The 24,223-nt window shown below is 56.5% G+C and carries 28 protein-coding genes; 20 read left to right on the top strand and 8 right to left on the bottom strand.

Annotated elements, in window-relative coordinates; all coding sequences use genetic code 11:
• Positions 1 to 214: 214 nt before the first annotated feature.
• Positions 215 to 1,537, top strand: coding sequence for a cytosine deaminase (locus tag ACOI6Z_RS16795; protein ID WP_032454219.1), 1,323 nt, complete (start codon positions 215 to 217; stop codon positions 1,535 to 1,537).
• Here ACOI6Z_RS16795 and tsgA read toward each other — a convergent pair.
• Positions 1,534 to 2,721, bottom strand: coding sequence for an MFS transporter TsgA (tsgA, locus tag ACOI6Z_RS16790; protein ID WP_004202192.1), 1,188 nt, complete (start codon positions 2,719 to 2,721; stop codon positions 1,534 to 1,536). The genes ACOI6Z_RS16795 and tsgA overlap by 4 nt on opposite strands.
• A 277-nt stretch (positions 2,722 to 2,998) precedes the next feature.
• Here tsgA and ppiA point away from each other — a divergent pair, with 277 nt between their 5' ends.
• The 5 genes from ppiA (at position 2,999) to argD (ending at position 6,339) form a co-directional block, all read left to right on the top strand.
• A complete protein-coding gene (gene ppiA, locus ACOI6Z_RS16785) occupies positions 2,999 to 3,568 on the top strand; it encodes a peptidylprolyl isomerase A (protein ID WP_002920238.1) in 570 nt (189 codons plus the stop codon).
• 106 nt (positions 3,569 to 3,674) lie between these two features.
• A complete protein-coding gene (locus tag ACOI6Z_RS16780) occupies positions 3,675 to 3,842 on the top strand; it encodes a YhfG family protein (protein ID WP_004202194.1) in 168 nt (55 codons plus the stop codon).
• Positions 3,832 to 4,434 carry a putative adenosine monophosphate-protein transferase Fic gene (locus tag ACOI6Z_RS16775; protein ID WP_065812623.1) on the top strand — a complete coding sequence of 201 codons (603 nt, stop codon included), beginning with the start codon at positions 3,832 to 3,834 and terminating at the stop codon, positions 4,432 to 4,434. Before ACOI6Z_RS16780 ends, ACOI6Z_RS16775 begins: the two co-directional genes overlap by 11 nt.
• A gap of 31 nt (positions 4,435 to 4,465) precedes the next feature.
• Complete coding sequence (gene pabA / locus ACOI6Z_RS16770) at positions 4,466 to 5,029, top strand: aminodeoxychorismate synthase component 2 (RefSeq protein ID WP_023291183.1); 564 nt, start codon at positions 4,466 to 4,468, stop codon at positions 5,027 to 5,029.
• A gap of 89 nt (positions 5,030 to 5,118) precedes the next feature.
• The gene (gene argD / locus ACOI6Z_RS16765) at positions 5,119 to 6,339 is read left to right on the top strand and encodes a bifunctional acetylornithine/succinyldiaminopimelate transaminase (protein ID WP_065812622.1); all 1,221 of its coding nucleotides are present in this window, start codon (positions 5,119 to 5,121) and stop codon (positions 6,337 to 6,339) included.
• Here the strand turns inward: argD and ACOI6Z_RS16760 are convergent.
• Complete coding sequence (locus ACOI6Z_RS16760; RefSeq protein ID WP_065812621.1) at positions 6,329 to 8,401, bottom strand: YccS/YhfK family putative transporter; 2,073 nt, start codon at positions 8,399 to 8,401, stop codon at positions 6,329 to 6,331. The two genes, argD and ACOI6Z_RS16760, sit on opposite strands and share 11 nt — an antisense overlap.
• A gap of 51 nt (positions 8,402 to 8,452) precedes the next feature.
• Positions 8,453 to 9,085, bottom strand: a complete 633-nt coding sequence (crp, locus tag ACOI6Z_RS16755; RefSeq protein ID WP_000242758.1) for a cAMP-activated global transcriptional regulator CRP — start codon at positions 9,083 to 9,085, stop codon at positions 8,453 to 8,455.
• Positions 9,086 to 9,391: 306 nt separating this feature from the next.
• Here crp and ACOI6Z_RS16750 point away from each other — a divergent pair, with 306 nt between their 5' ends.
• Positions 9,392 to 9,796: an OsmC family protein gene (locus tag ACOI6Z_RS16750; RefSeq protein ID WP_023291180.1), complete on the top strand. Its 405-nt coding sequence runs from the start codon at positions 9,392 to 9,394 to the stop codon at positions 9,794 to 9,796.
• 55 nt (positions 9,797 to 9,851) lie between these two features.
• Here ACOI6Z_RS16750 and ACOI6Z_RS16745 read toward each other — a convergent pair whose 3' ends face one another.
• The 4 genes from ACOI6Z_RS16745 to ACOI6Z_RS16730 all read right to left on the bottom strand — a co-directional run bounded on the left by ACOI6Z_RS16745 (position 9,852) and on the right by ACOI6Z_RS16730 (position 14,095).
• The gene (locus ACOI6Z_RS16745; RefSeq protein WP_004202201.1) at positions 9,852 to 10,721 is read right to left on the bottom strand and encodes a phosphoribulokinase; all 870 of its coding nucleotides are present in this window, start codon (positions 10,719 to 10,721) and stop codon (positions 9,852 to 9,854) included.
• Positions 10,722 to 10,757: 36 nt separating this feature from the next.
• Positions 10,758 to 10,976, bottom strand: a complete 219-nt coding sequence (locus tag ACOI6Z_RS16740; RefSeq protein ID WP_002920151.1) for a YheU family protein — start codon at positions 10,974 to 10,976, stop codon at positions 10,758 to 10,760.
• A complete protein-coding gene (locus ACOI6Z_RS16735; RefSeq protein ID WP_072096663.1) occupies positions 10,973 to 11,971 on the bottom strand; it encodes a hydrolase in 999 nt (332 codons plus the stop codon). Before ACOI6Z_RS16735 ends, ACOI6Z_RS16740 begins: the two co-directional genes overlap by 4 nt.
• 219 nt (positions 11,972 to 12,190) lie before the next feature.
• Positions 12,191 to 14,095, bottom strand: a complete 1,905-nt coding sequence (locus tag ACOI6Z_RS16730) for an ABC transporter ATP-binding protein (protein ID WP_050533983.1) — start codon at positions 14,093 to 14,095, stop codon at positions 12,191 to 12,193.
• A 173-nt stretch (positions 14,096 to 14,268) separates the two neighbouring features.
• On the opposite strand from ACOI6Z_RS16730, the gene kefG reads away from it, so the two are divergent.
• The 4 genes from kefG to slyD all read left to right on the top strand — a co-directional run bounded on the left by kefG (position 14,269) and on the right by slyD (position 17,511).
• On the top strand, positions 14,269 to 14,832 hold the full coding sequence (gene kefG, locus ACOI6Z_RS16725) for a glutathione-regulated potassium-efflux system ancillary protein KefG (RefSeq protein ID WP_004202208.1): 564 nt from the start codon (positions 14,269 to 14,271) through the stop codon (positions 14,830 to 14,832).
• On the top strand, positions 14,819 to 16,624 hold the full coding sequence (gene kefB / locus ACOI6Z_RS16720; protein ID WP_004202210.1) for a glutathione-regulated potassium-efflux system protein KefB: 1,806 nt from the start codon (positions 14,819 to 14,821) through the stop codon (positions 16,622 to 16,624). The genes kefG and kefB overlap by 14 nt, the downstream gene beginning before the upstream one ends.
• An 11-nt stretch (positions 16,625 to 16,635) precedes the next feature.
• Complete coding sequence (locus ACOI6Z_RS16715; RefSeq protein WP_002920143.1) at positions 16,636 to 16,836, top strand: YheV family putative zinc ribbon protein; 201 nt, start codon at positions 16,636 to 16,638, stop codon at positions 16,834 to 16,836.
• Between the two features lie 93 nt (positions 16,837 to 16,929).
• Positions 16,930 to 17,511, top strand: coding sequence for a peptidylprolyl isomerase (gene slyD / locus ACOI6Z_RS16710; protein ID WP_065812620.1), 582 nt, complete (start codon positions 16,930 to 16,932; stop codon positions 17,509 to 17,511).
• A 58-nt stretch (positions 17,512 to 17,569) separates the two neighbouring features.
• Here the strand turns inward: slyD and ACOI6Z_RS16705 are convergent, their stop codons facing one another.
• Positions 17,570 to 17,788, bottom strand: coding sequence for a protein SlyX (locus ACOI6Z_RS16705; RefSeq protein WP_002920136.1), 219 nt, complete (start codon positions 17,786 to 17,788; stop codon positions 17,570 to 17,572).
• A 222-nt stretch (positions 17,789 to 18,010) separates the two neighbouring features.
• Here ACOI6Z_RS16705 and fkpA point away from each other — a divergent pair, with 222 nt between their 5' ends.
• The 9 genes from fkpA to ACOI6Z_RS16660 all read left to right on the top strand — a co-directional run.
• On the top strand, positions 18,011 to 18,841 hold the full coding sequence (fkpA, locus tag ACOI6Z_RS16700) for an FKBP-type peptidyl-prolyl cis-trans isomerase (protein WP_004202215.1): 831 nt from the start codon (positions 18,011 to 18,013) through the stop codon (positions 18,839 to 18,841).
• Positions 18,842 to 19,009: 168 nt separating this feature from the next.
• The gene (locus ACOI6Z_RS16695; protein ID WP_002920130.1) at positions 19,010 to 19,732 is read left to right on the top strand and encodes a helix-turn-helix transcriptional regulator; all 723 of its coding nucleotides are present in this window, start codon (positions 19,010 to 19,012) and stop codon (positions 19,730 to 19,732) included.
• The gene (tusD, locus tag ACOI6Z_RS16690; protein ID WP_002920128.1) at positions 19,732 to 20,118 is read left to right on the top strand and encodes a sulfurtransferase complex subunit TusD; all 387 of its coding nucleotides are present in this window, start codon (positions 19,732 to 19,734) and stop codon (positions 20,116 to 20,118) included. The genes ACOI6Z_RS16695 and tusD overlap by 1 nt, the downstream gene beginning before the upstream one ends.
• Complete coding sequence (gene tusC, locus ACOI6Z_RS16685) at positions 20,118 to 20,477, top strand: sulfurtransferase complex subunit TusC (protein WP_032454214.1); 360 nt, start codon at positions 20,118 to 20,120, stop codon at positions 20,475 to 20,477. The genes tusD and tusC overlap by 1 nt, the downstream gene beginning before the upstream one ends.
• 7 nt (positions 20,478 to 20,484) lie before the next feature.
• The gene (tusB, locus tag ACOI6Z_RS16680) at positions 20,485 to 20,772 is read left to right on the top strand and encodes a sulfurtransferase complex subunit TusB (protein ID WP_004202221.1); all 288 of its coding nucleotides are present in this window, start codon (positions 20,485 to 20,487) and stop codon (positions 20,770 to 20,772) included.
• 124 nt (positions 20,773 to 20,896) lie between these two features.
• On the top strand, positions 20,897 to 21,271 hold the full coding sequence (gene rpsL / locus ACOI6Z_RS16675) for a 30S ribosomal protein S12 (RefSeq protein ID WP_002920115.1): 375 nt from the start codon (positions 20,897 to 20,899) through the stop codon (positions 21,269 to 21,271).
• 96 nt (positions 21,272 to 21,367) lie between these two features.
• On the top strand, positions 21,368 to 21,838 hold the full coding sequence (gene rpsG / locus ACOI6Z_RS16670; protein ID WP_002920113.1) for a 30S ribosomal protein S7: 471 nt from the start codon (positions 21,368 to 21,370) through the stop codon (positions 21,836 to 21,838).
• Positions 21,839 to 21,934: 96 nt separating this feature from the next.
• Positions 21,935 to 24,049 carry an elongation factor G gene (gene fusA / locus ACOI6Z_RS16665; RefSeq protein ID WP_023291175.1) on the top strand — a complete coding sequence of 705 codons (2,115 nt, stop codon included), beginning with the start codon at positions 21,935 to 21,937 and terminating at the stop codon, positions 24,047 to 24,049.
• Between the two features lie 69 nt (positions 24,050 to 24,118).
• On the top strand, positions 24,119 to 24,223 hold a 105-nt coding region (locus ACOI6Z_RS16660; RefSeq protein ID WP_005651251.1), incomplete at its 3' end, for a GTP-binding protein.

The raw sequence follows: 24,223 nt of genomic DNA, 5'->3' as shown, positions 1-24,223 counted from the left end.
ACCGCCTACCTTAACGATTCAGCCATCAGGCTTATTGATGCAAATCAATGACAACTTCACCTACCACTTAATGGGTATATAATTGATTTGTCTGTAATTTTCTAAGTTGTGGAAAACGCTGGCTTTTCCTTTTTGCCGATTTTGTGTACAAGAATTGGGTGGGTCGCGATTGGGGTTGAGTAGAAAACAAGCCGTATTGAATAGAGAGGGTGATATGACAGCAGCGCCGCTTTGGTTGATTCAGAACGTACGCCTGGCAGACCGCGACGGCCTGTGGCAGATAGCGATAGATAAGGGCCGCTTTGGCGAGATCACACCGATGGGGGAGGCGCGGGACGAAAGCTACGAGGTGCTGAACGCTCGCGGCGGCCTGGCGATCCCGCCTTTTATTGAGCCGCATATCCATCTGGATACCACCCAGACGGCCGGTGAGCCGAACTGGAACCAGTCCGGCACCCTGTTCGAGGGGATTGAGCGCTGGGCGGAGCGGAAAGCGCTGCTCAGCCATGAGGACGTTAAAGCCCGGGCGTGGAAAACCCTCAAGTGGCAGATCGCCAACGGCGTGCAGTTTGTCCGTACCCATGTCGATGTCTCCGATCCAACGTTGACGGCGCTGAAGGCGATGCTGGAGGTCAAAAAGGAGGTGGCGCCATGGGTCGAGCTGCAGATTGTCGCTTTTCCGCAGGAGGGGATCCTCTCTTACCCCAACGGCGAGGCGCTGCTGGAAGAGGCCCTGAAGCTGGGGGCGGATGTCGTCGGGGCGATCCCGCACTTTGAGTTCACCCGTGAATATGGGGTGGAATCGCTGCATATCGCCTTTCGACTGGCGCAGAAATATGACCGCCCGCTGGATATTCACTGCGATGAAATTGACGATGAACAGTCGCGCTTTGTTGAAACCGTTGCCGCGCTGGCGCTGAAGGCGGGGATAGGGCCGCGGGTGACGGCCAGCCATACCACCGCCATGCACTCCTATAATGGCGCCTATACCTCGCGCCTGTTCCGCCTGCTAAAGCTCTCCGGCATCAACTTTGTCGCCAATCCGCTGGTCAATATTCATCTGCAGGGCCGGTTTGACGACTACCCGAAGCGACGGGGCATTACCCGGGTGAAGGAGCTGATGGCGGCGGGGATCAACGTTTGCTTTGGTCATGATGATGTCTTTGACCCGTGGTACCCGCTGGGGACCGGTAATATGCTGCAGGTCCTGCATATGGGGCTGCACGTTTGCCAGCTGATGGGCTACCAGCAGATTAACGACGGCCTGCAGCTTATCACTGACAACAGCGCCCGCACGTTTGGCCTGACCGATTACGGCATCGTCAGCGGCAACCCGGCTAACCTGATCATCCTCCCGGCGGAGAATGGCTTTGAGGCGGTACGCTGCCAGGTGCCTGTGCGCTGGTCAATTCGCCAGGGAAGGGTGATCGCGATTACCCAGCTGGCGCAAACCTGGATCCAGACCGACCGCGGTGGCGAGGCGCTCTCTTTTATGAGGAACAGCCCCCTTGCGGACGCAAAGGGGCCGAAGGCTTAGTGAGACGCCGCCTGCGCGTTGTTCTGGCGGTGACGGGAGACGAAGCCGAGGATAAAGCACATCACGAACACCACGGCGTAGAGGCCGTTAGCGGTGTGCAGCGCTGCCAGCGGACCGCTGGCAGCCACAATCGGGCCGGTGACCACGAAAGTCAGCATGGTGCCGATGGTGCCGCAGGTGAGGATAAAGTTCACCAGCTTTGGTGAAGCGACTTTAGTTTGCTGCGAACCGAGCGTAATGATCGAGGTGTAGATGGCGCTGGAGAAGAAGCCCAGTGTCAGAATAAACCACGGCATATGCTCCGGCGAACCATTGATAAACAGGTACATCAGCACCGTCGCGAGGCCGGCGAGGACGGTTAAGATGCGCTGCAGGTCGAAGAAGCGCAGGATAAAGCTGAATGACCACATGCCGATCATGTAGGACATCCAGAAATCGCTCACCAGTTTACCGGCATCGCCGAGGCTCATGCCCAGGCTCTTGGCATATTCCGGTACCCAGGAGATAAAGCCCAGCTGACCGAGGATGTAGCACAGCGCCGCGACGGAGAGGAACAGCACGCCGATGCCCCACTTCTCTTTCACCACCGGCTGGCTGTTTTCGCTCTGCGCTTTTTTGCCGAGCACCGGGAAGTCACAGCCGAATGTCAGGACGAAAATAGCGACATACACCAGACCGATACAGGCGTAGACCCAGTACCACTCGATGCTGCGCGCCAGCAGGACCGCGGCGACCATCGGAAAAATCATTCCCGCCATGCTAAAGAAGGAGTCGGTAAACAGCAGACGCGCCCCGCGCTGACGGCCTTCATACATATGGGTGATCAGGAAGGTCCCGATCGACATGGTGATCCCGCTGACCAGGCCGAGAACGAACATCGACGCGGAGAACAGCGCCAGGCTGTGGCTGAGCATCAGGCCGGCCACCGCCAGCACCATTAAAATAAAGCCAAAACGCAGCTGAGTTTTCAGCGGCACGATCTCCATCAGCCAGGCATTGAGGAAAATGGAGATCAGAATACCGGCGTTCAGAAAGGTAAAGGTGTTGCTCATACTGGAAACGGGCAGATGGAAATAATCCGCAATGTTACCCATCACCATCCCGGTGACGATCACCAACGCGCCGGTCAGGGCGTAGGAGAAGAAGCTGATCCATGTGAGCTTAATACGGTTGCTGTTAGTCATGACTGGCCTGTGAATAGAAAGGTAAAGCGCGTTGACGCTGCGCCGGGCGGACAGATTTTAGTCGTTCAGGTGATGTAATTAAATGTTTATTGTGAAATACGTTATCTTTTGCATGTTTTAATGTGACTTGCATCACGCTTTTTTCGACGCCAGGGAGAACGTTTGCGCGGTTACAATTATTACAGCTAAGTAAAATTTGGTAAAAGGCTGGCCCAGGATGCAAAGGCTCTTTAGAATCAAGGCACTCGCTTTTATTCTGCTCCGTTAAGGAATTTCCATGCTCAAATCAACACTGGCGGCGATGGCTGCCGTTTTCGCCATTTCAGCTTTCTCCCCGGCCATGGCGGCAAAGGGCGATCCGCATGTGCTGCTGACCACCTCGGCAGGTAACATTGAGCTTGAGTTAAACAGCCAGAAAGCCCCGATTTCCGTGGATAACTTCCTGAAGTACGTTAACAGCGGCTTCTACAACAACACCACCTTCCACCGCGTGATCCCGGGATTCATGGTGCAGGGCGGCGGCTTTAACGAGCAGATGCAGCAGAAACAGCCTAACCCGCCGATCAAGAATGAAGCAGACAACGGCCTGCGCAACACCCGCGGCACCATCGCGATGGCGCGTACCGCCGATCAGGATAGCGCCACCAGCCAGTTCTTTATCAACGTGGCGGATAACGCCTTCCTCGACCATGGCCAGCGCGACTTTGGCTATGCGGTGTTTGGCAAGGTAGTCAAAGGCATGGACGTTGCGGATAAGATCTCCCAGGTCCAGACTCATAACGTCGGCCCATACCAGAATGTGCCGACTAAACCGGTTGTTATCCTCTCTGCGAAAGTGCTGCCCTAATCCTCCCGCGGCGCGGTGGTTTATCGCCGCGCCCGGTTGCCTCCCGGCATAACCTGTAATTGCTGCTTATACTTGTGGCACACAGGGGACGATAAGGGGGGCGACGATGCGTCCACTCACCGATAAGCAAAAATCCCGGCTCTGGGAACAGACACGTAATAGCAATTTTCAGGCCAGCCGTCGCCTCGAAGGCGTATCGGTGCCGCTGGTTACGCTGACTGCCGAGGAGGCGCAGGCTCGCCTCGCGACGCTGCGGAGGGAGTATGAGCGATAAATTTGGCGATGAACGCGATCCTTACCTCTATCCGGCGCTGAACGTCCTGCGCAACCGCCTCGGCATCCGCCAGGCTAAAACGCTGCAGCAGGCTGCCCTGGAGATGACGTCCCTGCGGGCGGCCACCCTGCCGCTGGGCCCGCGGGTGCGCGGCTTACCCTATCTGTGCGCTATTCATCATCAGCTGTATCAGGATCTGTTTGACTGGGCGGGTAGGCTGCGTGAAGTGAACCTCTACCTGGGCGATACGCCGTTCTGCCACTTTGGCCGCATCGAAGAGGAGGGGAACGCCCTGATGCAGGCCCTGGAGCAGGAGGATTATCTCTGCGGCCTGCCGCGGGATACCTTTATCGAACGCCTGAGCTGGTTCTATGGTGAAATTAATGTGCTGCACCCTTTTCGTCTCGGCAATGGCCTGACCCAGCGCATTTTCTTTGAACAGCTGGCGATACATGCCGGCTACCTTCTTGACTGGCGTGACGTCGATCCTGCCGCCTGGAGCACCGCCTGTCAGCAGGGCGCGATGGGCGATCCGGACCCGCTGGCGGCGATCTTTCGCAAAGTGGTAAGCGAAGCGCGGGAATCTGAGTAGAATAGCCCGGTTTGATTGTTCCGGAGCCGCTATGATCCTGCTTATCGATAACTATGACTCTTTCACCTGGAATCTGTATCAGTACTTTTGCGAACTGGGGGCGGAAGTGCTGGTCAGGCGCAACGATGCGTTGACGCTGGAGGAGATAGCGTCGCTGGCGCCGGAGAAGATAGTGATTTCGCCTGGTCCCTGTACGCCGGATGAAGCGGGGATTTCCCTCGCGGTAATCCGTCACTATGCAGGGAAAACGCCGCTGCTGGGCGTCTGCCTCGGGCATCAGGCGATAGCCCAGGCGTTTGGCGCGACCATTGTGCGGGCGGCGCAGGTGATGCATGGAAAAACCTCGCTTATCGAGCATAACGGCGAAGGGGTGTTTCTGGGGCTGAATAATCCTTTGACGGTGACCCGCTATCATTCGCTGGTGATTGACCCGCCGACGCTGCCGCCTGAGTTTATCGTCACCGCCCGCAGCGCCAGCGGTGAGATTATGGGGATCCGTCATCGCGACTGGGATCTCGAGGGCGTGCAGTTCCATCCGGAAAGCATCCTCAGCGAACAGGGCCATCAATTGCTGGCGAACTTTATTAAGCGGTGATTTCGGTTGCCATTGACTGATTTTTTATGCATATTTTGTGATTAGATTATCATAATCGCATCTGCATAACGAAGAGGGATGGGCAAGACATGGCAACTGAACAACCGGCAATCACCCGCGCCACATTCGATGAAGTTATTTTGCCAATTTATGCACCGGCAGAATTCATCCCGGTAAAGGGAAAAGGCAGCCGCGTCTGGGATCAGCAGGGCAAAGAGTATGTTGATTTCGCCGGCGGTATCGCGGTGACGGCGCTCGGCCATTGCCACCCGGCGCTGGTGGCGGCGCTCCACGAGCAGGGCGAAACGCTGTGGCATACCAGCAACGTCTTTACCAATGAGCCAGCGCTGCGCCTGGGACGTAAACTTGTCGATGCCACCTTCGCCGAGCGAGTGGTGTTTATGAACTCCGGTACCGAAGCCAATGAAACGGCCTTTAAGCTGGCGCGTCACTATGCGGTGACCCGCCATAGCCCGTACAAAACCAAAATCATCGCTTTCCATAATGCCTTTCATGGTCGCTCCCTGTTTACCGTCTCCGTCGGCGGGCAGCCGAAGTACTCCGATGGTTTCGGCCCGAAACCGGCGGATATTGTCCATGTTCCCTTCAACGACCTACAGGCGGTAAAAGCGGTGATGGATGACCACACCTGCGCGGTGGTGGTGGAGCCGATTCAGGGCGAAGGCGGCGTGACGGCAGCGACGCCGGCGTTCCTGCAGGGGCTGCGCGAACTGTGCGAACAACACCAGGCGCTGTTAGTCTTTGATGAAGTGCAGTGCGGAATGGGGCGTACCGGATCGCTGTTTGCCTATATGCACTATGGCGTAACCCCGGATATTCTCACCAGCGCCAAAGCGCTGGGCGGCGGTTTCCCGGTCAGCGCCATGTTGACTACCCACGAGATCGCCAGCGCCTTCCATGCGGGTTCCCATGGCTCAACCTACGGCGGCAACCCGCTGGCCTGCGCGGTCGCCAACGCCGCTTTCGATCTGATCAATACCCCGGCGGTGCTGGATGGCGTGAACGCCAAACGCGAACTGTTCGTCAAACACCTACAGCAGCTGGATGCCGAGTTTGATCTGTTCAGTGATATTCGCGGGATGGGCCTGCTGATTGGCGCCGAACTCAAGCCGCAGCACAAGGGCCGCGCGCGTGATTTTCTCTATGCCGCTGCGGAAGCCGGCGTCATGGTGCTTAACGCCGGGCCGGACGTGATGCGTTTTGTTCCCTCGCTGATCATCGAAGAGCAGGATATTGCCGAGGGGATGGCGCGCTTTGCCCAGGCCGTGGCAAAGGTGATTAACGGCTGATCTTCCGCAGCCAGATGCCGTGATGCGGCCGCTGACGCCATGCCACTGACGAAATGGTGTGCATGGTGTTCAGATGGCCCAGAATGCGTTGCAGATGCTGCTCCAGGGTGCTTAACGGACCGATCGGCACCTCGCTTTCCGGTGACTCCATAATATTGACATCCCCTGCGCTGCCGGGACCATCGCTGTCCAGCCGTTGCTGACAGCGCTGCAGGGCAATCTCACAGGATTCGAGATAGCGCTGGGCAAGATCCGGGGTGAGCATCGTATGCTCCCGGGCCAAAGTGGTCATGGCGTTGATGTGTTCGACGATAAACTGGCTGTGCGTCACCCATAGCTTCATATCTTCCAGGTAGTGGGTATTAAACCCGGGCTCCTGCATCGCCTGATTCAGGGAGTTGTAGAGCGCGTTGTGCGCCTGATTGACGCGCATGCGCTGGTAGGCCAGCGCGGGCGCTTTGGGGTCGGGGCTGAGGATCAGGCGAATCGCCTGCTGGTCGGCCTCCAGCGCATCGTGGGCGTTTTTTTTCAGCAGGCCGCTCTGCCACTGCGGCCACAGCCAGACCATCCCGCCGAAGGCGATCAGGCAGCCGATCAGCGTGTCGATCAGCCGGGCGATAATAAACTGTTCGCCGTTGAGCGTCAGAAGCTGCAGGGTATATACCGCCGTCACCGTAAACCCCACCATCGCCCAGCCATAGTGTTTGCGGATGATCAGATAGCTGAACAGGGTGATCAGCAGCATCCCGCTCAGGGTATAGCTCTCCGGAACGTGAAAGTGCAAGGTCAGCCCGGCGATGATCAGGCCGGCGAGCGTCCCCGCCGCCCGGTGGACAATACGTACCCGCGTGGCGCCATAGCCGTTCTGTGTCACGAAGAGGACGGTCATCAGGATCCAGTAGGGCTTCGGCAAATGCAGGGCGTTGCCCATCAGGCTGGCGATGCTCAGCATCACGCTGATGCGGGCGGCGTTGCGCAGCGCGGGCGACTTCAGCGACAGATAGTTCTTTAGCGCGGGAAACAACGGTAAACGACGCTCTTTGTCAGCCATCAGATCCCGGGCATACAGCGGGCGCTGGGTATGCAGCACCCGGGCGATGCGGCTGAAGTGCCAGGCGCAGAAGTGGCCGACCGGGTTATCCGGATGCTGGCGGGCGATCTTTTCCAGGGCGCCGATCTGTTTATCCATCTGGAAACGCTGCGGAAAACGATGATAGAGCATGTCATCCGCCAGCACCCGCAGGCGGGCGGCGACGGTCTGCGCGTTCCAGCGGATCACCGCTTCGGCATGGCTGCGCTCAACCAGCTTTTGCACCTCTTCCGGCTGATGCAGGCTGACCGAAATATGCTCCTGTAGATCCAGCCCCATCTGGAACGCCCGCAGAAGACGTTTGTGGTCGTTACGTTGGTTGGCGGCCAGCATATGCATCTGCTGATAGCACTGGGTGATTAAATCGACCACCTTCTGCTGGCGGATGAGCAGCGGCGGCAGGGCGGTCGAGGGATCGGTATGCTGGGTCAACAGGCTATATTTGGCTTCGCAATAATTGGCCAGTTCCCGGTAGAGCAGACTGAGCGACTCCCGCAGCGGCTGTTCGCGCCACAGCCAGAACCAGTTAAACACGCCGTACCATAGCGTGCCGAAGGCGTAGATCAGCAGCGGCTCCCAGACGGGCATATTGCCCGCCAGGCTCAGGGTAAAGATGGCGGCGATCAGCGACGCGGGCAGCAGGCGCGCGTGCAGCGAACTGATTTCCGCGGTGACGCCGAGCAATAGCGCCAGGCCGCTGAGAATAAGCGGCAAAGGTATGGTCTGGGCGAGCAGCAGCTGCACCACCAGGCTGCATCCGGCAAACAGACAGCCGCCGATAATCAGACGCTTAAAAAAGCGCTTATGCGGAGTGTCGAGACCGGCGATGTTGCAGCAGGCGGGAACTAAGGAAAACAGGAGTCCCTGCTGGAGATGGCCGAGCAGAAGACCGATGGCCACAGGCAGACACAGCACCAGCGTTTGCCGCAGTGCATAGTTGACTTCCGGGTGGTAAATCAGCCTGCGCCACATGAGGGAAAAACAAAAACGGCGTACTGCAGGAGCAATACGCCGCTTAGCAACTTAACGGGTGCCGTAGACGACGATAGTTTTACCGTGGGCGGAAATCAGGTTCTGATCTTCCAGCATTTTCAAAATACGGCCAACGGTTTCACGAGAGCAGCCGACGATCTGACCAATTTCCTGACGGGTAATTTTAATTTGCATACCATCCGGGTGGGTCATGGCATCGGGTTGCTTCGCCAGGTTCAGCAGCGTCTGGGCGATACGGCCCGTCACGTCGAGGAAGGCGAGGTTGCCCACTTTCTCAGACGTCACCTGCAGACGGCGAGCCATTTGCGAAGAGAGACGCATCAGAATGTCCGGGTTCACCTGGATCAGCTGACGGAATTTCTTATAAGAGATCTCGGCCACTTCACATGCGGTTTTCGCCCGTACCCAGGCGCTACGCTCCTGACCCTCTTCAAACAGGCCTAATTCACCGATGAAATCGCCCTGGTTGAGGTAGGAGAGGATCATCTCTTTACCTTCTTCATCCTTGATGAGTACAGCCACGGAGCCTTTAACGATGTAGTACAGCGTTTCTGCTTTCTCACCCTGGTGGATCAGCGTGCTCTTTGATGGGTACTTATGAATGTGGCAATGAGACAAGAACCATTCAAGGGTAGGGTCTGTTTGCGGTTTGCCAAGCACCATGCGCGGTTATCCTCTGTTATAAGCTATCTCCGGGCGCCGACACTACACGGCGTCCGGGCATGCAATCGTATTGTTTCCCTATACCTGGGAAGCTGGCTGATGATTTTTCGACAGCCTGTAATGTGAACTCCTCTGCATACATGCAGTACATCAATGTATTACTGTAGCATCCAGACTGTTTTAGCATAGCTTTCGCCGCATGTCTCCTGGTGTCTCGCTTCAGCATGACGCAGGTCGCCTTCCGTTGCGAGAATTGTTATGTGCGCGTAATCTGACAGGAATATTGCGATACTGGAGTTAAATTTTATGCAAGCGCGTGTGAAATGGGTTGAAGGGTTAACCTTTATCGGGGAGTCCGCGTCAGGACACCAGATTCTGATGGATGGCAACTCCGGAGATAAGGCGCCCAGCCCGATGGAGATGGTGCTGATGGCGGCGGGCGGTTGCAGTGCGATCGATGTGGTCTCTATTTTGCAAAAAGGGCGTCACGACGTGACCAACTGCGAAGTGAAGCTGACCTCTGAGCGTCGGGAAGAGGCGCCGCGCCTGTTCACGCATATTAATCTGCACTTTATCGTCACCGGTAAGGCGCTGAAAGATGCCGCAGTCTCCCGTGCGGTGGATCTGTCGGCAGAGAAATACTGCTCGGTGGCGCTGATGCTGGAAAAAGCGGTGAAGATCACCCACTCCTATGAAGTGATCGAGGCGTAGTCTTCGCCTGCTGATGTGAATGATCTCAACCCCGGCCTGGCCGGGGTTTTTTCTGTTAGCCGATCTTTCGGCCTTCCATCAGACGCTCGACCAGCGGCGCCATAATAAGCTCCATCGCCAGCCCCATTTTACCGCCCGGCACCACCAGGGTGTTCATGTGCGAAATAAACGAGCCCTGTAGCATCGCCAGCAGCCAGGGGAAGTCGATGTTCTGCAGATTGCGGAAATGGATCACCACAAAGCTCTCGTCCAGAGAGGGGATCGCCTTCGCGGCAAACGGGTTGGAGGTGTCCACCGTCGGCACGCGCTGGAAATTGATATGGGTGCGGGAAAACTGCGGGGTGATGAAGTTGATGTAATCTTCCATCGATCGGACGACGGAGTCCATCACCGCCTCCCGGGAGTGGCCGCGTTCGCTGGTGTCGCGAATGAGTTTCTGGATCCACTCCAGGTTAACGATAGGCACGACCCCGACCAGCAGGTCGACATGGCTGGCGACATCATGCTGCGGCGTGACAACCCCGCCGTGCAGCCCCTCATAGAACAGCACGTCCGTCGGCTCCGGCAGCGGCTGCCATGGGGTGAAGGTTCCTGGCACCTGATTCCACGGCACGGCTTCGTCATAGGTGTGCAGGTATTTACGCGACTGGCCTTTGCCATGGCGGCCATAGTCGACAAAGGTCTGCTCCAGCAGGCCGAAGTCGTTCGCCTCCGGGCCAAAGTAGCTGATATGTTTGCCCTGATCCCGCGCTTTGCGGATCGCCATGTCCATTTCCGGGCGGGTGTAGCGATGAAAGCTGTCGCCTTCCACCTCCGCGGCGTGCAGATTTAGCTGCGCGAAGATTTTGCGAAAGGCGAGGCTGGTGGTGGTAGTGCCCGCGCCGCTGGAGCCCGTGACGGCGATCACCGGATGTTTGGCAGACATAACAACTCCCTGGTTAAACGATGTAGTGGCGTCGCCTTAGCCGTTAAACAGGGCGCGCGGCATAATATTGACCGTCTCATGCAGTTCCGACCACACGAGGACCGCCTCTCCGCGTTTCAGCTGCTGTTTTACATCGGCGACTTTATCGGCAAGTGAACGTTCATGTTCACCATAATCGGTGCCTTCGCGTAACACAAAGCTTTCAATCAGGTTATCCAGCGTTTCGGGATCCAGATCCTGCCAGGGAATAATCATACGGGAACCTCCAGCCAGCGGTTTAACCAGTCGGGAATGCGTCTTTCCAGCCACATCTCCGGTTTACGCAGGGTGCCGCCGACGAAGCCGACGTGGCCGCCTTGTTCAGTCAATTGATACTCAACGTTCGCCGGCAGTTGCTCCTGCGGGGGAATGGAGTGGTGGTCCATAAACGGGTCGTCTTTCGCATGGATGATGAGCGTCGGCTTAGTGATATCGCTGAGCCGCGGCATGGCGCTGCATTGCCGGTAATAATCCAGCGCATCGGCGAAGCCATGGATTTTGGCGGTGATCATATCGTCAAATTCCCGGATGCGGCGCATCCCTTTGAGCTGGCGTAAATCGACGGGCAGCGAGCCAGGATACGCTTTCAGCTTACGTGAGGCGTTGGCTTTTAACAGATTGAGCAGATAGCGCTGATAAACTCGCGAGAAGCCCTTATCCATATGATAGCTGCAGGCTTCCAGCATGAAAGGCGCGGAAACGATCACCGCCGCATCCAGCGGGCAGCGGTCGCCTTCTTCTGCCAGCAGGCAGCCCAGCATGTTGCCGCCCAGCGAATAGCCGACGGCGGCGGTCGGCGCGGGGCCAAACTCGCGCTGCAGCCAGTGGAGAAACCAGGTGCCATCTTCCGTTTCGCCGGAGTGATAGATGCGGTGATTGCGGTTAGGTTCGCCGCTGCAGCCGCGAAAGTGCATGACCACGCCCAGCCAGCCGCGCTGCATCGCCGCGTGGATCAGGCCATGGGCATACGGGCTGTGCAGACTCCCTTCCAGACCATGAAAGACGACCAGGCGCGGCTTGTGGCGCGCCTGGTGCGGGTCTTCGCTCCAGGCGAGATCGACAAAATCGCCGTCCGGCAGCTCAAGGCGCTGCCAGTGCGGGGTAAAGCGCAATTTACGGCGGATCAGCCGCGGCAGCATGGTTTGCAGATGACGATTGCCCACGCCGCGCATGGGATGGAACTCACGCGAATCGTTTTCGGGGGGCGTCATGTCTGTGGGGATGATTTCAACCATAGCACCAGAATAATTAATAAACGTGATGATGACTATACCGCGCAGGGCGCGCGGGAGTTAGCCAATATGTGGTCTTGTGGCCAATGACGCCCGGTGACACCGAAAACAAACCATTGATGTCATTGATGGCCTGAGCATGGGAATGGCAGAAACCCATTCTGCCCGCGCCGTCGCAGGCAGAATGATGAGGCGGCGTTAGCCTTCCTGAAGCATGCGCTCCAGCTGCTCTTGAGCCTCCAGCCAGGCCATTTCGCACTCTTCCAGCCCGGATTTCGCGCTGGCCTGCTGCTGCAGGCATTCAGTCAGTTCCGCTTTCCGCGAGGCGTCGTAGAGTTCGCTGTCGCCAAGTTTCTCTTCCGCACTGGCCAGCTGCGCGTTGAGCTTGTCCATCTCTTTCTCCAGACGGGCGATCTCTTTGCGCAGCGGTTGGGTCTGGCTGCGCAGCTCCGCTTCCCGACGCTTCTGGTCTTTGCGCGCTTGCGCGCTGTTGCCGCTCTCTTTTGGCGTGTCGCCGCTCTGGGACTCCTGTTTTTGCGAGTCGCTGAGCCACTGCTGATAATCGTCCAGATCGCCGTCGAACGGTTCGACTTTACCATCGTGGACAAGGTACAGATCGTCGGTGGTGGAGCGGATCAGGTGGCGATCGTGCGATACGACTACCAGCGCCCCTTCAAAGTCGATCAGCGCTTCGGTTAAGGCCTGACGCATATCGAGGTCGAGATGGTTGGTCGGTTCGTCGAGCAGCAGCAGGTTAGGGCGCTGCCAGACGATCAGGGCCAGCACCAGACGCGCCTTTTCTCCACCGGAGAAGCGGCGGGTCTCTTCGCTGACCTTATCCCCCTGGAAACCAAAGCCGCCAAGATAATCACGCAGCTTCTGCTCCAGCTCCTGCGGCGCCAGGCGCGCCAGGTGCTGCAGCGGCGACTCATCGGCGCGCAGGAACTCCAGCTGATGCTGGGCGAAGTAGCCGAGCTTGATGCCTTTGGCGAGGCCGATCTCGCCGCTCACGGGCTGGAGTTCGCCAGCCAGCAGCTTAATCAGCGTCGATTTCCCTGCGCCGTTGCGGCCCAGCAGGCCGATACGCGACCCCGGCACCAGATTGAGCTTAATGGAGTCGAGGATAATACGCTCACCATAGCCGGCGCTGACTTTCTCCATCTTCAGCAGCGGGTTTGGCAGGCTCTCCGGCTGGCGGAAGCTGAAGTGGAACGGGTTATCCACGTGCGCCGGGGCGATGAGTTCCATCCGCTCCAGCATTTTAATACGGCTCTGCGCCTGCTTGGCTTTGGTGGCTTTGGCGCGGAAGCGATCGATATAGCTTTGCAGATGCGCGACACGCTGCTGCTGGCTTTCGTACATCGCCTGCTGCTGAGCGAGCCGGGTGGCGCGCTGCACTTCAAACGAGCTGTAGTTGCCGGTGTACTCAAACATCGTCTGCTGTTCGATATGGATAATTTTGTCGACGATAGGATCGAGGAAATCGCGATCGTGGGAGATCAGGATCAGCGTCCCCGTGTAGCCCTTCAGCCACTTCTCCAGCCAGATCACCGCATCAAGGTCGAGGTGGTTAGTCGGTTCATCGAGCAGCAGCAGATCGGAGCGGCAGATCAGCGCTTGCGCGAGGTTAAGACGCATACGCCAGCCGCCGGAAAAATCGCTGACCGGCCGCTCGAGCTGTTCATTGCTGAAACCCAGGCCGTGCAGCAGGCTGGCGGCGCGGGAGCGGATGGTCCAGGCGTCGATGGCGTCCAGCTTGCCGTGGACGGTGGCGATGGCATGGCCGTCGTTGCGCTCGTTAGCCTGCTGGAGCGCGGCTTCCAGCTGGCGATATTCGCGATCGCCGTCAATGACATAATCGATTGCCGGCTGCGGCAGGGCCGGGGTTTCCTGATTCACCCAGGCCAGCTGCCAGTTGCCGGGAAAGGTCATACTGCCGCCGTCAGCGCTTATCTCGTTTTTCAAAAGCGATAGCAGCGTCGATTTCCCGCAGCCGTTTTTCCCCACCAGACCGACCTTCTGGCCAGGGTTGATGGTAGCGGTGGCGTTGTCCAGCAGGACGCGTACGCCGCGACGAATTTGTAACGAGGAGAAAACAATCATAAGGCGCCGTATGTTCAGACTATGTTAATTTGTCATTATGATAATGTAGTGTGGAAGCGAATCGCTTCACCGGGCCGCCATGGTAGCCCAAAACGAAGACGATACACAAAGTCATTCTGGCTGTGTCAAAACGCCAGGGCTGTGCAGGCCGCCAGAAGACCTACGGGAGGGGAATGATGTCTCAGACAGCGAAAGTGTTGCTGCTGTATGCCCACCCAGAATCTCAGGATTCCGTGGCCAACCGGGTTTTATTACAACCGGCCTTACAGTTGCCAAACGTCACCGTGCACGATCTCTACGCGCACTATCCGGATTTTTTTATCGATATTGCTCACGAACAGGACCTGCTGCGCCAGCATGAGGTGATCGTTTTCCAGCATCCTTTATATACCTGGAGCTGTCCGGCGCTGCTCAAGGAGTGGCTGGATCGTGTCTTAAGCCGCGGCTTCGCCAGCGGCGCCGGAGGGAACGAACTGGCGGGAAAGTACTGGCGCAGCGTGATCACCACCGGCGAACCTGAGAGCGCCTACCGTCGCGATGCGAATCGCTATCCGATGAACGATATTTTACGTCCTTTTGAACTGACCGCCGGCATGTGCCGTATGCACTGGATGAGCCCCATTATCGTCTACTGGGCCCGGCGGCAACAGCCAGAGGAGCTACGCAGCCGCGCCCTGGCCTATCGGGACTGGCTGGCCAACCCCCTTGCCGCCGGAGGTGTCCATGGCGGGATTTGATTTGCTGCTGGCAGGGGTGCTGTTTTTGTTCGCGGCCGTTATCGCCGTCCCTCTGGCTTCAAGACTGGGGATTGGCGCGGTGCTGGGCTATCTGCTGGCCGGGATCGCCATTGGTCCGTGGGGGCTCGGGTTTATCAGCGATGTGGATGAAATTCTCCATTTCTCTGAACTCGGCGTGGTGTTTCTGATGTTTATCATCGGCCTGGAGCTCAATCCCGCCAAGCTATGGCGGCTGCGAAGCTCCATCTTCGGCGTTGGCGCGGCGCAGGTGATGCTCAGCGCGGCGATCCTCGGCGGTCTGTTGATGACGACAGGATTTTCATGGCAGGCGGCGGTGGTCGGCGGGATCGGCCTGGCGATGTCCTCTACCGCGATGGCACTGCAGCTGATGCGCGAGAAGGGAATGAGCCGCAGCGAATCAGGGCAGTTAGGCTTTTCGGTCCTGCTGTTTCAGGATCTGGCGGTGATCCCGGCGCTGGCGCTGGTGCCTCTGCTGGCGGGTTCCGCGGATGAGCATGTGAACTGGCTAACGGTCGGCATGAAGGTCCTGGCGTTTGCCGGGATGCTGATTGGCGGACGCTATTTACTGCGGCCGGTGTTCCGCTTTATCGCCAGCTCCGGGGTCAGGGAAGTGTTCACTGCCGCCACGCTGCTGCTGGTCCTTGGATCAGCCCTGTTTATGGAGGCGCTGGGGCTGTCGATGGCGCTGGGTACCTTTATCGCCGGCGTGCTGCTGGCGGAAAGTGAGTATCGCCATGAACTGGAGATCGCCATCGATCCGTTCAAGGGGCTGCTGCTTGGGTTGTTCTTTATCTCGGTCGGTATGGCGCTGAACCTTGGCGTGCTGTACACCCATCTGCTGTGGGTGGCGGTGAGCGTGGCGGTGCTGGTGGCGGTAAAAATGCTGGTGCTCTATCTGCTGGCCCGTCTCTATGGCCTGCGGAGTTCCGAGCGTATGCAGTTTGCGGGCGTATTAAGCCAGGGCGGCGAGTTCGCGTTTGTTCTCTTTTCGCTGCCCGCTTCTCAGCGGTTGTTCCAGCACGACCAGATGGCCCTGCTGCTGGTGGCCGTCACCTTGTCGATGATGACCACGCCGCTGCTGATGAAAGGGATCGATAAGATACTGTCGCGACGCCTGAATCCAGCAGAGGATACCGATGAGGCGCCGTGGGTAGAGGACGATAAACCGCAGGTGATTATTGTTGGCTTTGGCCGTTTCGGCCAGGTCATCGGTCGCCTGCTGATGGCCAATAAGATGCGTATTACGGTGCTGGAGCGAGACATCAGCGCGGTGAATCTGATGCGCAACTATGGCTATAAAGTCTATTTTGGCGACGCCACCCAGCTGGAACTGCTGCGCTCGGCGGGGGCGGAGGAGGCGCAGTCGATCGTCATTACCTGTAATGAGCCGGAAGACACCATGCGGCTGGTGGAGATGTGTCAACAACACTTTCCACATCTGCACATCCTGGCGCGCGCTCGCGGGCGCGTCGAGGCGCATGAGCTTCTGCAGGCCGGCGTGACGCAGTTTTCCCGTGAGACTTTCTCCAGCGCGCTGGAGCTGGGGCGTAAAGCGCTCATCACCCTCGGGATGCATCCTCACCAGGCCCAGCGCGCGCAGCTGCACTTCCGACGCCTCGATATGCGAATGCTGCGTGAGTTAATGCCGGTGCATACTGATACGGTACAGATATCACGCGTGCGGGAAGCCCGGCGCGAACTGGAAGAGATTTTTCAGCGCGAAATGCAGAAAGAGAGCCGGCAGCTGGACGGCTGGGACGAGTTTGAATAAAGGTAAATCATATGGCAGTACGTAAACGTTTTATTGCCGGGGCGAAATGTCCGGCGTGCCAGGCGCAGGATTCACTGGCGATGTGGCGTGAAAATAATGTCGATGTTGTTGAATGCGTTAAGTGCGGTCATCAGATGCGTGAGGCGGATAAAGAGGCCCGTGAGCATGTACGCAAAGAGGAGCAGGTGATTGGCATTTTTCATCCCGACTAGCGTTATCCGTCGGCTTTTTTTAAGCTAAAGGGTACACGGCAGCAGAATTCCGCTACAATCTGCGCCACTATTCTTCCCATCTCAGGAGATATCATGAAAGTAGCAAAAGACCTGGTGGTCAGCCTGGCCTATCAGGTACGTACAGAAGACGGTGTGTTGGTTGATGAGTCTCCGGTAAGCGCGCCGCTGGATTACCTGCACGGTCACGGCTCCCTGATTTCCGGCCTGGAAAACGCGCTGGATGGCCACGAAGTGGGCGACAAATTTGACGTAGCCGTTGGCGCTAACGACGCTTACGGTCAGTATGACGAAAACCTGGTGCAGCGTGTACCGAAAGACGTCTTCATGGGCGTTGATGAACTGCAGGTTGGCATGCGCTTCCTGGCGGAAACCGATCAGGGTCCGGTACCAGTAGAGATTACTGAAGTTGAAGACGACCACGTTGTGGTTGATGGCAACCACATGCTGGCAGGCCAGAACCTGAAGTTCAATGTGGAAGTTGTCGCCATCCGCGAAGCGACCGCTGAAGAGCTGGAGCACGGTCACGTGCACGGCGCGCATGGTCATGATCACGACCACGATCATGGTCACGATGGCTGCTGCGGCGGTCACGGTCACGACCACGACCATGGTAAAGGCGGTTGCGGCGGCCACGGTGGCTGCGGTTGCCACTAATCTTCGCGCTTCGGCACGAAGACGACAAAAAAGCGGGGAGACCCGCTTTTTTTACGCCTCAATAATGCGGCGGCGGCGTCTCTTCGGCCTGGGAGGCGATATGGGAGGGTTGGGTCGCCTTCAGCTTCTCGATCATCAGACGCATATGCTCGCGCATCTTCGCCATCTCAATCTCGTGGGCGGTCACGGTTTTATTGAGGTCTTCGATGGTGATTTCCTGAAACGCCAGCCGGCTTTCCAGCTCCGCAAGGCGCGTTTCTAATGTGCTATCGTGCATGGGTAACCTCTTTAGTCTGATCCTGCGGGCGGATTCTACTTAAGTTTCCCCCGGCGCGCAGCATCGCTGCGTCCTACAGGAAACTTATTCATACAAAAATAGTCCTAAAAGAGGCGATATTCAGGAACGTCCGTATGTAGATTTTAACGGCGACGTTCTATAGTACGTTTTTTGCTTTTTACGATAACCCTGGGGTGAGAGGCCCCGGCCCTGGAGAAATGGATGAAATCACTGTTTAAAGTAACGTTGCTGGCGACCACAATGGCCGTCGCCCTGAATGCACCGCTGACCTTTGCTGCAGATACCGCGGCGAAAGCAGCCCCGGCGGCTGAGAGTAAATCGGCATTTAAAAATGACGATCAGAAATCGGCCTATGCGCTGGGCGCGTCCCTGGGGCGTTACATGGAAAACTCCCTGAAAGAACAAGAAAAACTCGGCATTAAGCTGGATAAAGCCCAGCTGATCGCCGGCGTACAGGACGCGTTTGCCGATAAGAGCAAACTGTCCGACCAGGAGATCGAACAGACTCTGCAGGCCTTTGAAACGCGCGTGAAGACCGCGGCTCAGCAGAAAATGGAAAAAGACGCCACTGAGAACGAAACCAAAGGTAAAGCTTTCCGTGACAGCTTTGCCAAAGAGAAGGGCGTGAAAACGTCGAAAACTGGCCTGCTGTATAAAGTCGAGAAAGAAGGCACTGGCGATGCGCCGAAAGACAGCGACACCGTGGTGGTTAACTACAAAGGTACGCTGATCGACGGCAAAGAGTTTGATAACTCTTATACCCGCGGCGAGCCGCTCTCTTTCCGTCTCGACGGGGTGATCCCGGGCTGGACTGAAGGCCTGAAGAACATCAAGAAAGGCGGCAAAATCAAGCTGGTCATTCCGCCAGATCTGGCCTACGGCAAAACCGGCGTCCCGGGCATCCCGGCCAACTCTACGCTGGTCTTTGATGTAGAGCTGCTGGATATCAAACCGGCGCCGAAGGCAGATGCTCAGCCGGAAGCCGCTGGCGATGCGAAAGCCGCGGACGCGAAAGCTGACGCTAAGAAGTAATCGGGTTCAGGCCGCCGTCTCGTCAGAGGCGGCGGCTTTTTTATTGAGCGCAGATATAATTAAAACTGGAAAGATCCTCAGGCGCTGTATTACTTTAGATAGCTTAATAATGATGATGAGCCTGCCCTGACAATAACGACAGGCTCCTGAAAAGGAGTGCTTTTTTTCATGTCCAGGTCGCTTTTAACCAACGAAACCAGCGAGCTTGACCTGCTGGATCAACGTCCCTTTGACCAGACCGATTTCGATATTCTTAAATCTTATGAAGCGGTGGTGGACGGGTTGGCGATGCTCATCGGTTCGCACTGTGAAATCGTGCTGCATTCTTTGCAGGATCTGAAATGCTCTGCCATCCGTATCGCCAATGGTGAACATACCGGCCGCCAAATCGGTTCACCGATTACCGATCTTGCGCTGCGCATGCTGCACGATATGACGGGCGCCGATAGCAGCGTTTCCAAATGCTACTTTACCCGCGCCAAAAGCGGCGTCCTGATGAAGTCGGTGACGATTGCCATCCGCAACCGCGATCACCGGGTGATTGGTCTGCTGTGCATCAATATGAATCTGGATGTGCCGTTTTCCCAGATCATGAGCACCTTTATTCCGCCAGAAACGCCCGAGGTTAACTCGCCGGTGAACTTTGCTTCCTCGGTTGACGATCTGGTCGCCCAGACTCTGGAATTTACCATCGAAGAGGTGAATGCCGATCGCAGCGTGTCCAACAATGCTAAAAACCGTCAAATCGTGCTGAATCTCTACGAGAAAGGGATCTTCGATATTAAAGACGCCATTAACCAGGTGGCCGATCGTCTGAACATCTCCAAGCACACCGTCTACCTCTATATTCGCCAGTTCAAAAGCGGCGATTTCCAGGGGCTGGATAAGTAATGCGTTTTGCCCTCACGGTGACCGGCCCTGCCTATGGCACGCAGCAGGCGAGCAGCGCCTGGCAATTTGCGCAGGCCGTGCTGCAGGAAGGCCATGAGCTGGCGTGCGTTTTTTTCTATCGCGAAGGCGTGCTTAACGCTAACCAGCTGACGGCGCCCGCCAGCGATGAGTTCGATCTGGTGCGCGGGTGGCAATCCCTCCACGATGAGCACGGCGTCGCGCTGCATATCTGCGTGGCGGCCGCCCTGCGTCGTGGCGTAACGGACGAGCGCGAAGCGCAACAGCTCGCTCTGCCTGGCCATAATCTGCAGCCGGGTTTTACGTTGAGCGGACTTGGCGCGCTGGCGGAAGCGGCGCTTACTTGCGATCGGATGGTACAGTTTTGATGAAACGTGTGGCTTTCGTTTTTTCCTCCGCACCGCACGGCAGCGCCGCCGGCAGGGAAGGCCTCGACGCCTTATTAGCCACTTCCGCCCTCACCGACGAGATTGGCGTATTTTTCGTGGGCGACGGCGTGTTTCAGCTGTTGCCCGCCCAGCGGCCTGGCGCTGTGCTGGCCCGCGATTACATCGCCACTTTTAAACTGCTGTCGCTATATGATATCGACCAGTGCTGGCTGTGCGCCGAGTCGGCGCGAGAGCGCGGCCTGGACCCCGCGACCCCGTGGGTGGTGGATGTCGAATGCCTGGCGCCGGATGCCCTGCGCGCCCGTCTGCATGAATTTGATGTGATTTTGCGTTTCTGAGGCCCCCATGCTCCATACGCTCAGTGTTTCTCCCTGGCATGCCGATATCGCAGCAATGCTTCGCTTGATGGAGCAGGGTGACGATCTGTTACTGCTGTCTGATGGCGTCGCGGCGGCTATCGCCGGCGGTCGCTTCCTTGAGATCCTGCAATCCGCCCCCATAACCCTTTACGTGCTGCAAGACGACGTTGACGCCCGCGGGCTAACTGGTCAAATTGCGGACAGTGTCGGCAGGGTTAGCTATACTGATTTCGTCAGACTCACAGTCAAACATGCCGGTCAGTTGGCCTGGTGATGGCGGGATCGTTGTATATTTCTTGACACCTTTTCGGCACCGCCCTAAAATTCTGCGTCCTCATAATATATGAGGCGATTTATTACGTGTTTACGAAGCAAAAGCTAAAACCAGGAGCTATTTAATGGCAACAATTAACCAGCTGGTACGCAAACCACGCGCGCGCAAAGTTGCAAAGAGCAACGTGCCAGCGCTGGAAGCCTGCCCGCAGAAACGTGGCGTATGTACTCGCGTATATACCACCACTCCTAAGAAACCGAACTCCGCACTGCGTAAAGTTTGCCGTGTGCGTCTGACTAACGGTTTCGAAGTCACCTCCTACATCGGTGGTGAAGGTCACAACCTGCAGGAGCACTCCGTGATCCTGATCCGTGGCGGTCGTGTTAAAGACCTTCCGGGTGTTCGTTACCACACCGTTCGTGGTGCGCTTGACTGCTCCGGCGTTAAAGACCGTAAGCAGGCTCGCTCCAAGTACGGCGTGAAGCGTCCTAAGGCTTAATGGTTCTCCGTTAAGTAAGGCCAAACTGATTTATCTTAATGTCATACTAAACTCTTAGAGTTTTGGACAATCCTGAATTAACAACGGAGTATTTCCATGCCACGTCGTCGCGTCATTGGTCAGCGTAAAATTCTGCCGGATCCGAAGTTCGGATCAGAACTGCTGGCTAAATTTGTCAATATCCTGATGGTAGATGGTAAAAAATCTACTGCAGAAACTATCGTATACAGCGCGCTGGAGACCCTGGCTCAGCGTTCTGGTAAATCTGAACTGGAAGCCTTCGAAGTTGCGCTCGAAAACGTGCGCCCGACTGTCGAAGTTAAGTCCCGCCGCGTAGGTGGTTCTACTTATCAGGTTCCAGTTGAAGTTCGTCCGGTCCGTCGTAATGCCCTGGCAATGCGTTGGATCGTTGAAGCTGCTCGTAAACGCGGTGATAAATCCATGGCTCTGCGCCTGGCGAACGAACTCACTGATGCTGCAGACAACAAAGGTACTGCAGTTAAGAAACGTGAAGACGTTCACCGTATGGCCGAAGCCAACAAGGCGTTCGCTCACTACCGTTGGTAATCCCTTCGGAGTCATAGTCACCAGGCGGGCGCTTCAGATGAGTCGCCCGCTCTGGATAACTTAACTGAACGCCTAAAGAAATAAACGAGGAATCAAATGGCTCGTACAACACCCATCGCACGCTACCGTAACATCGGTATCAGTGCGCACATCGACGCCGGTAAAACCACTACTACCGAACGTATTCTGTTCTACACCGGTGTAAACCACAAAATCGGTGAAGTTCATGACGGCGCCGCTACCATGGACTGGATGGAGCAGGAGCAGGAACGTGGTATCACCATCACTTCCGCTGCGACTACTGCATTCTGGTCTGGTATGGCTAAGCAGTATGAACCGCACCGTGTAAACATCATCGACACCCCGGGGCACGTTGACTTCACTATCGAAGTAGAACGTTCCATGCGTGTTCTTGATGGTGCGGTAATGGTTTACTGCGCAGTTGGTGGTGTTCAGCCGCAGTCTGAAACCGTATGGCGTCAGGCAAACAAATATAAAGTTCCGCGCATCGCGTTCGTTAACAAAATGGACCGCATGGGCGCTAACTTCCTGAAAGTTGTTGGTCAGATCAAAACCCGTCTGGGCGCGAACCCGGTTCCGCTGCAGCTGGCAATTGGTGCTGAAGAAGGTTTCACCGGCGTTGTTGACCTGGTGAAAATGAAAGCCATCAACTGGAACGATGCAGACCAGGGCGTAACCTTCGAATACGAAGATATCCCGGCTGACATGCAGGATCTGGCTGACGAATGGCACCAGAACCTGATCGAGTCCGCAGCTGAAGCTTCTGAAGAGCTGATGGAAAAATACCTGGGTGGTGAAGAACTGACTGAAGAAGAGATCAAAAAAGCTCTGCGTCAGCGCGTTCTGAACAACGAAATCATCCTGGTAACCTGTGGTTCTGCGTTCAAGAACAAAGGTGTTCAGGCGATGCTGGATGCGGTAATTGACTACCTGCCATCCCCTGTTGACGTTCCGGCGATCAACGGCATCCTGGACGACGGTAAAGATACTCCGGCTGAGCGTCACGCAAGCGACGACGAGCCGTTCTCTGCACTGGCGTTCAAAATCGCTACTGACCCGTTCGTGGGCAACCTGACCTTCTTCCGCGTGTACTCCGGTGTGGTTAACTCTGGTGATACCGTACTGAACTCCGTGAAAGCTGCACGTGAGCGTTTCGGTCGTATCGTACAGATGCACGCTAACAAACGTGAAGAGATCAAAGAAGTTCGCGCGGGCGACATCGCTGCTGCAATCGGTCTGAAAGACGTAACTACTGGTGACACCCTGTGTAACCCGGATGCGCCGATCATTCTGGAGCGTATGGAATTCCCTGAGCCGGTAATCTCCATCGCCGTTGAGCCGAAAACCAAAGCTGACCAGGAAAAAATGGGTCTGGCTTTGGGTCGTCTGGCTAAAGAAGACCCGTCTTTCCGCGTATGGACTGACGAAGAGTCTAACCAGACCATTATCGCCGGTATGGGTGAGCTGCACCTCGACATCATCGTTGACCGTATGAAGCGTGAATTCAACGTTGAAGCGAACGTCGGTAAACCTCAGGTTGCTTACCGTGAAGCAATTCGCGCGAAAGTTACCGATATCGAAGGTAAACACGCCAAGCAGTCTGGTGGTCGTGGTCAGTACGGTCACGTTGTGATCGACATGTACCCGCTGGAGCCGGGCTCTAACCCGAAAGGTTACGAGTTCATCAACGACATCAAAGGTGGTGTAATTCCTGGCGAATACATCCCGGCCGTTGATAAAGGTATCCAGGAACAGCTGAAAGCTGGTCCGCTGGCAGGTTACCCGGTAGTTGATATGGGTATCCGTCTGCACTTCGGTTCTTACCACGACGTTGACTCCTCTGAGCTGGCGTTTAAACTGGCTGCGTCTATTGCCTTTAAAGAAGGCTTTAAGAAAGCAAAACCAGTTCTGCTTGAGCCGATCATGAAGGTTGAAGTAGAAACTCCGGAAGAGAACACTGGTGACGTTATCGGTGACTTGAGCCGTCGTCGCGGTATGCTGCGCGGTCAGGAATCCGAAGTAACCGGCGTTAAGATCCACGCTGAAGTACCGCTGTCCGAAATGTTCGGTTATGCAACTCAGCTGCGTTCTCTGACCAAAGGTCGTGCATCATACACCATGGAATTCCTGAAGTATGATGATGCGCCGAACAACGTTGCTCAGGCCGTTATTGAAGCCCGTGGTAAATAATCCACAGGATTAAAACCTAAGTCCCGTGCTCTCTCCGAAGGGGAGAGCACTATAGTAAGGAATATAGCCGTGTCTAAAGAAAAATTTGAACGTACAAAACCGCACGTCAACGTTGGTACTATCGGCCACGTTGACCATGGTAAAACTACCCTGACTGCTGCCATCACTACCGTT

It is taken from the genome of Klebsiella sp. C239 (assembly GCF_048822715.1).
Classification (GTDB): Bacteria; Pseudomonadota; Gammaproteobacteria; order Enterobacterales; family Enterobacteriaceae; genus Klebsiella; species Klebsiella quasipneumoniae.
Note: the sequence above shows the minus strand (reverse complement) of the source record. Positions and strands in the feature narration are given on the sequence as shown.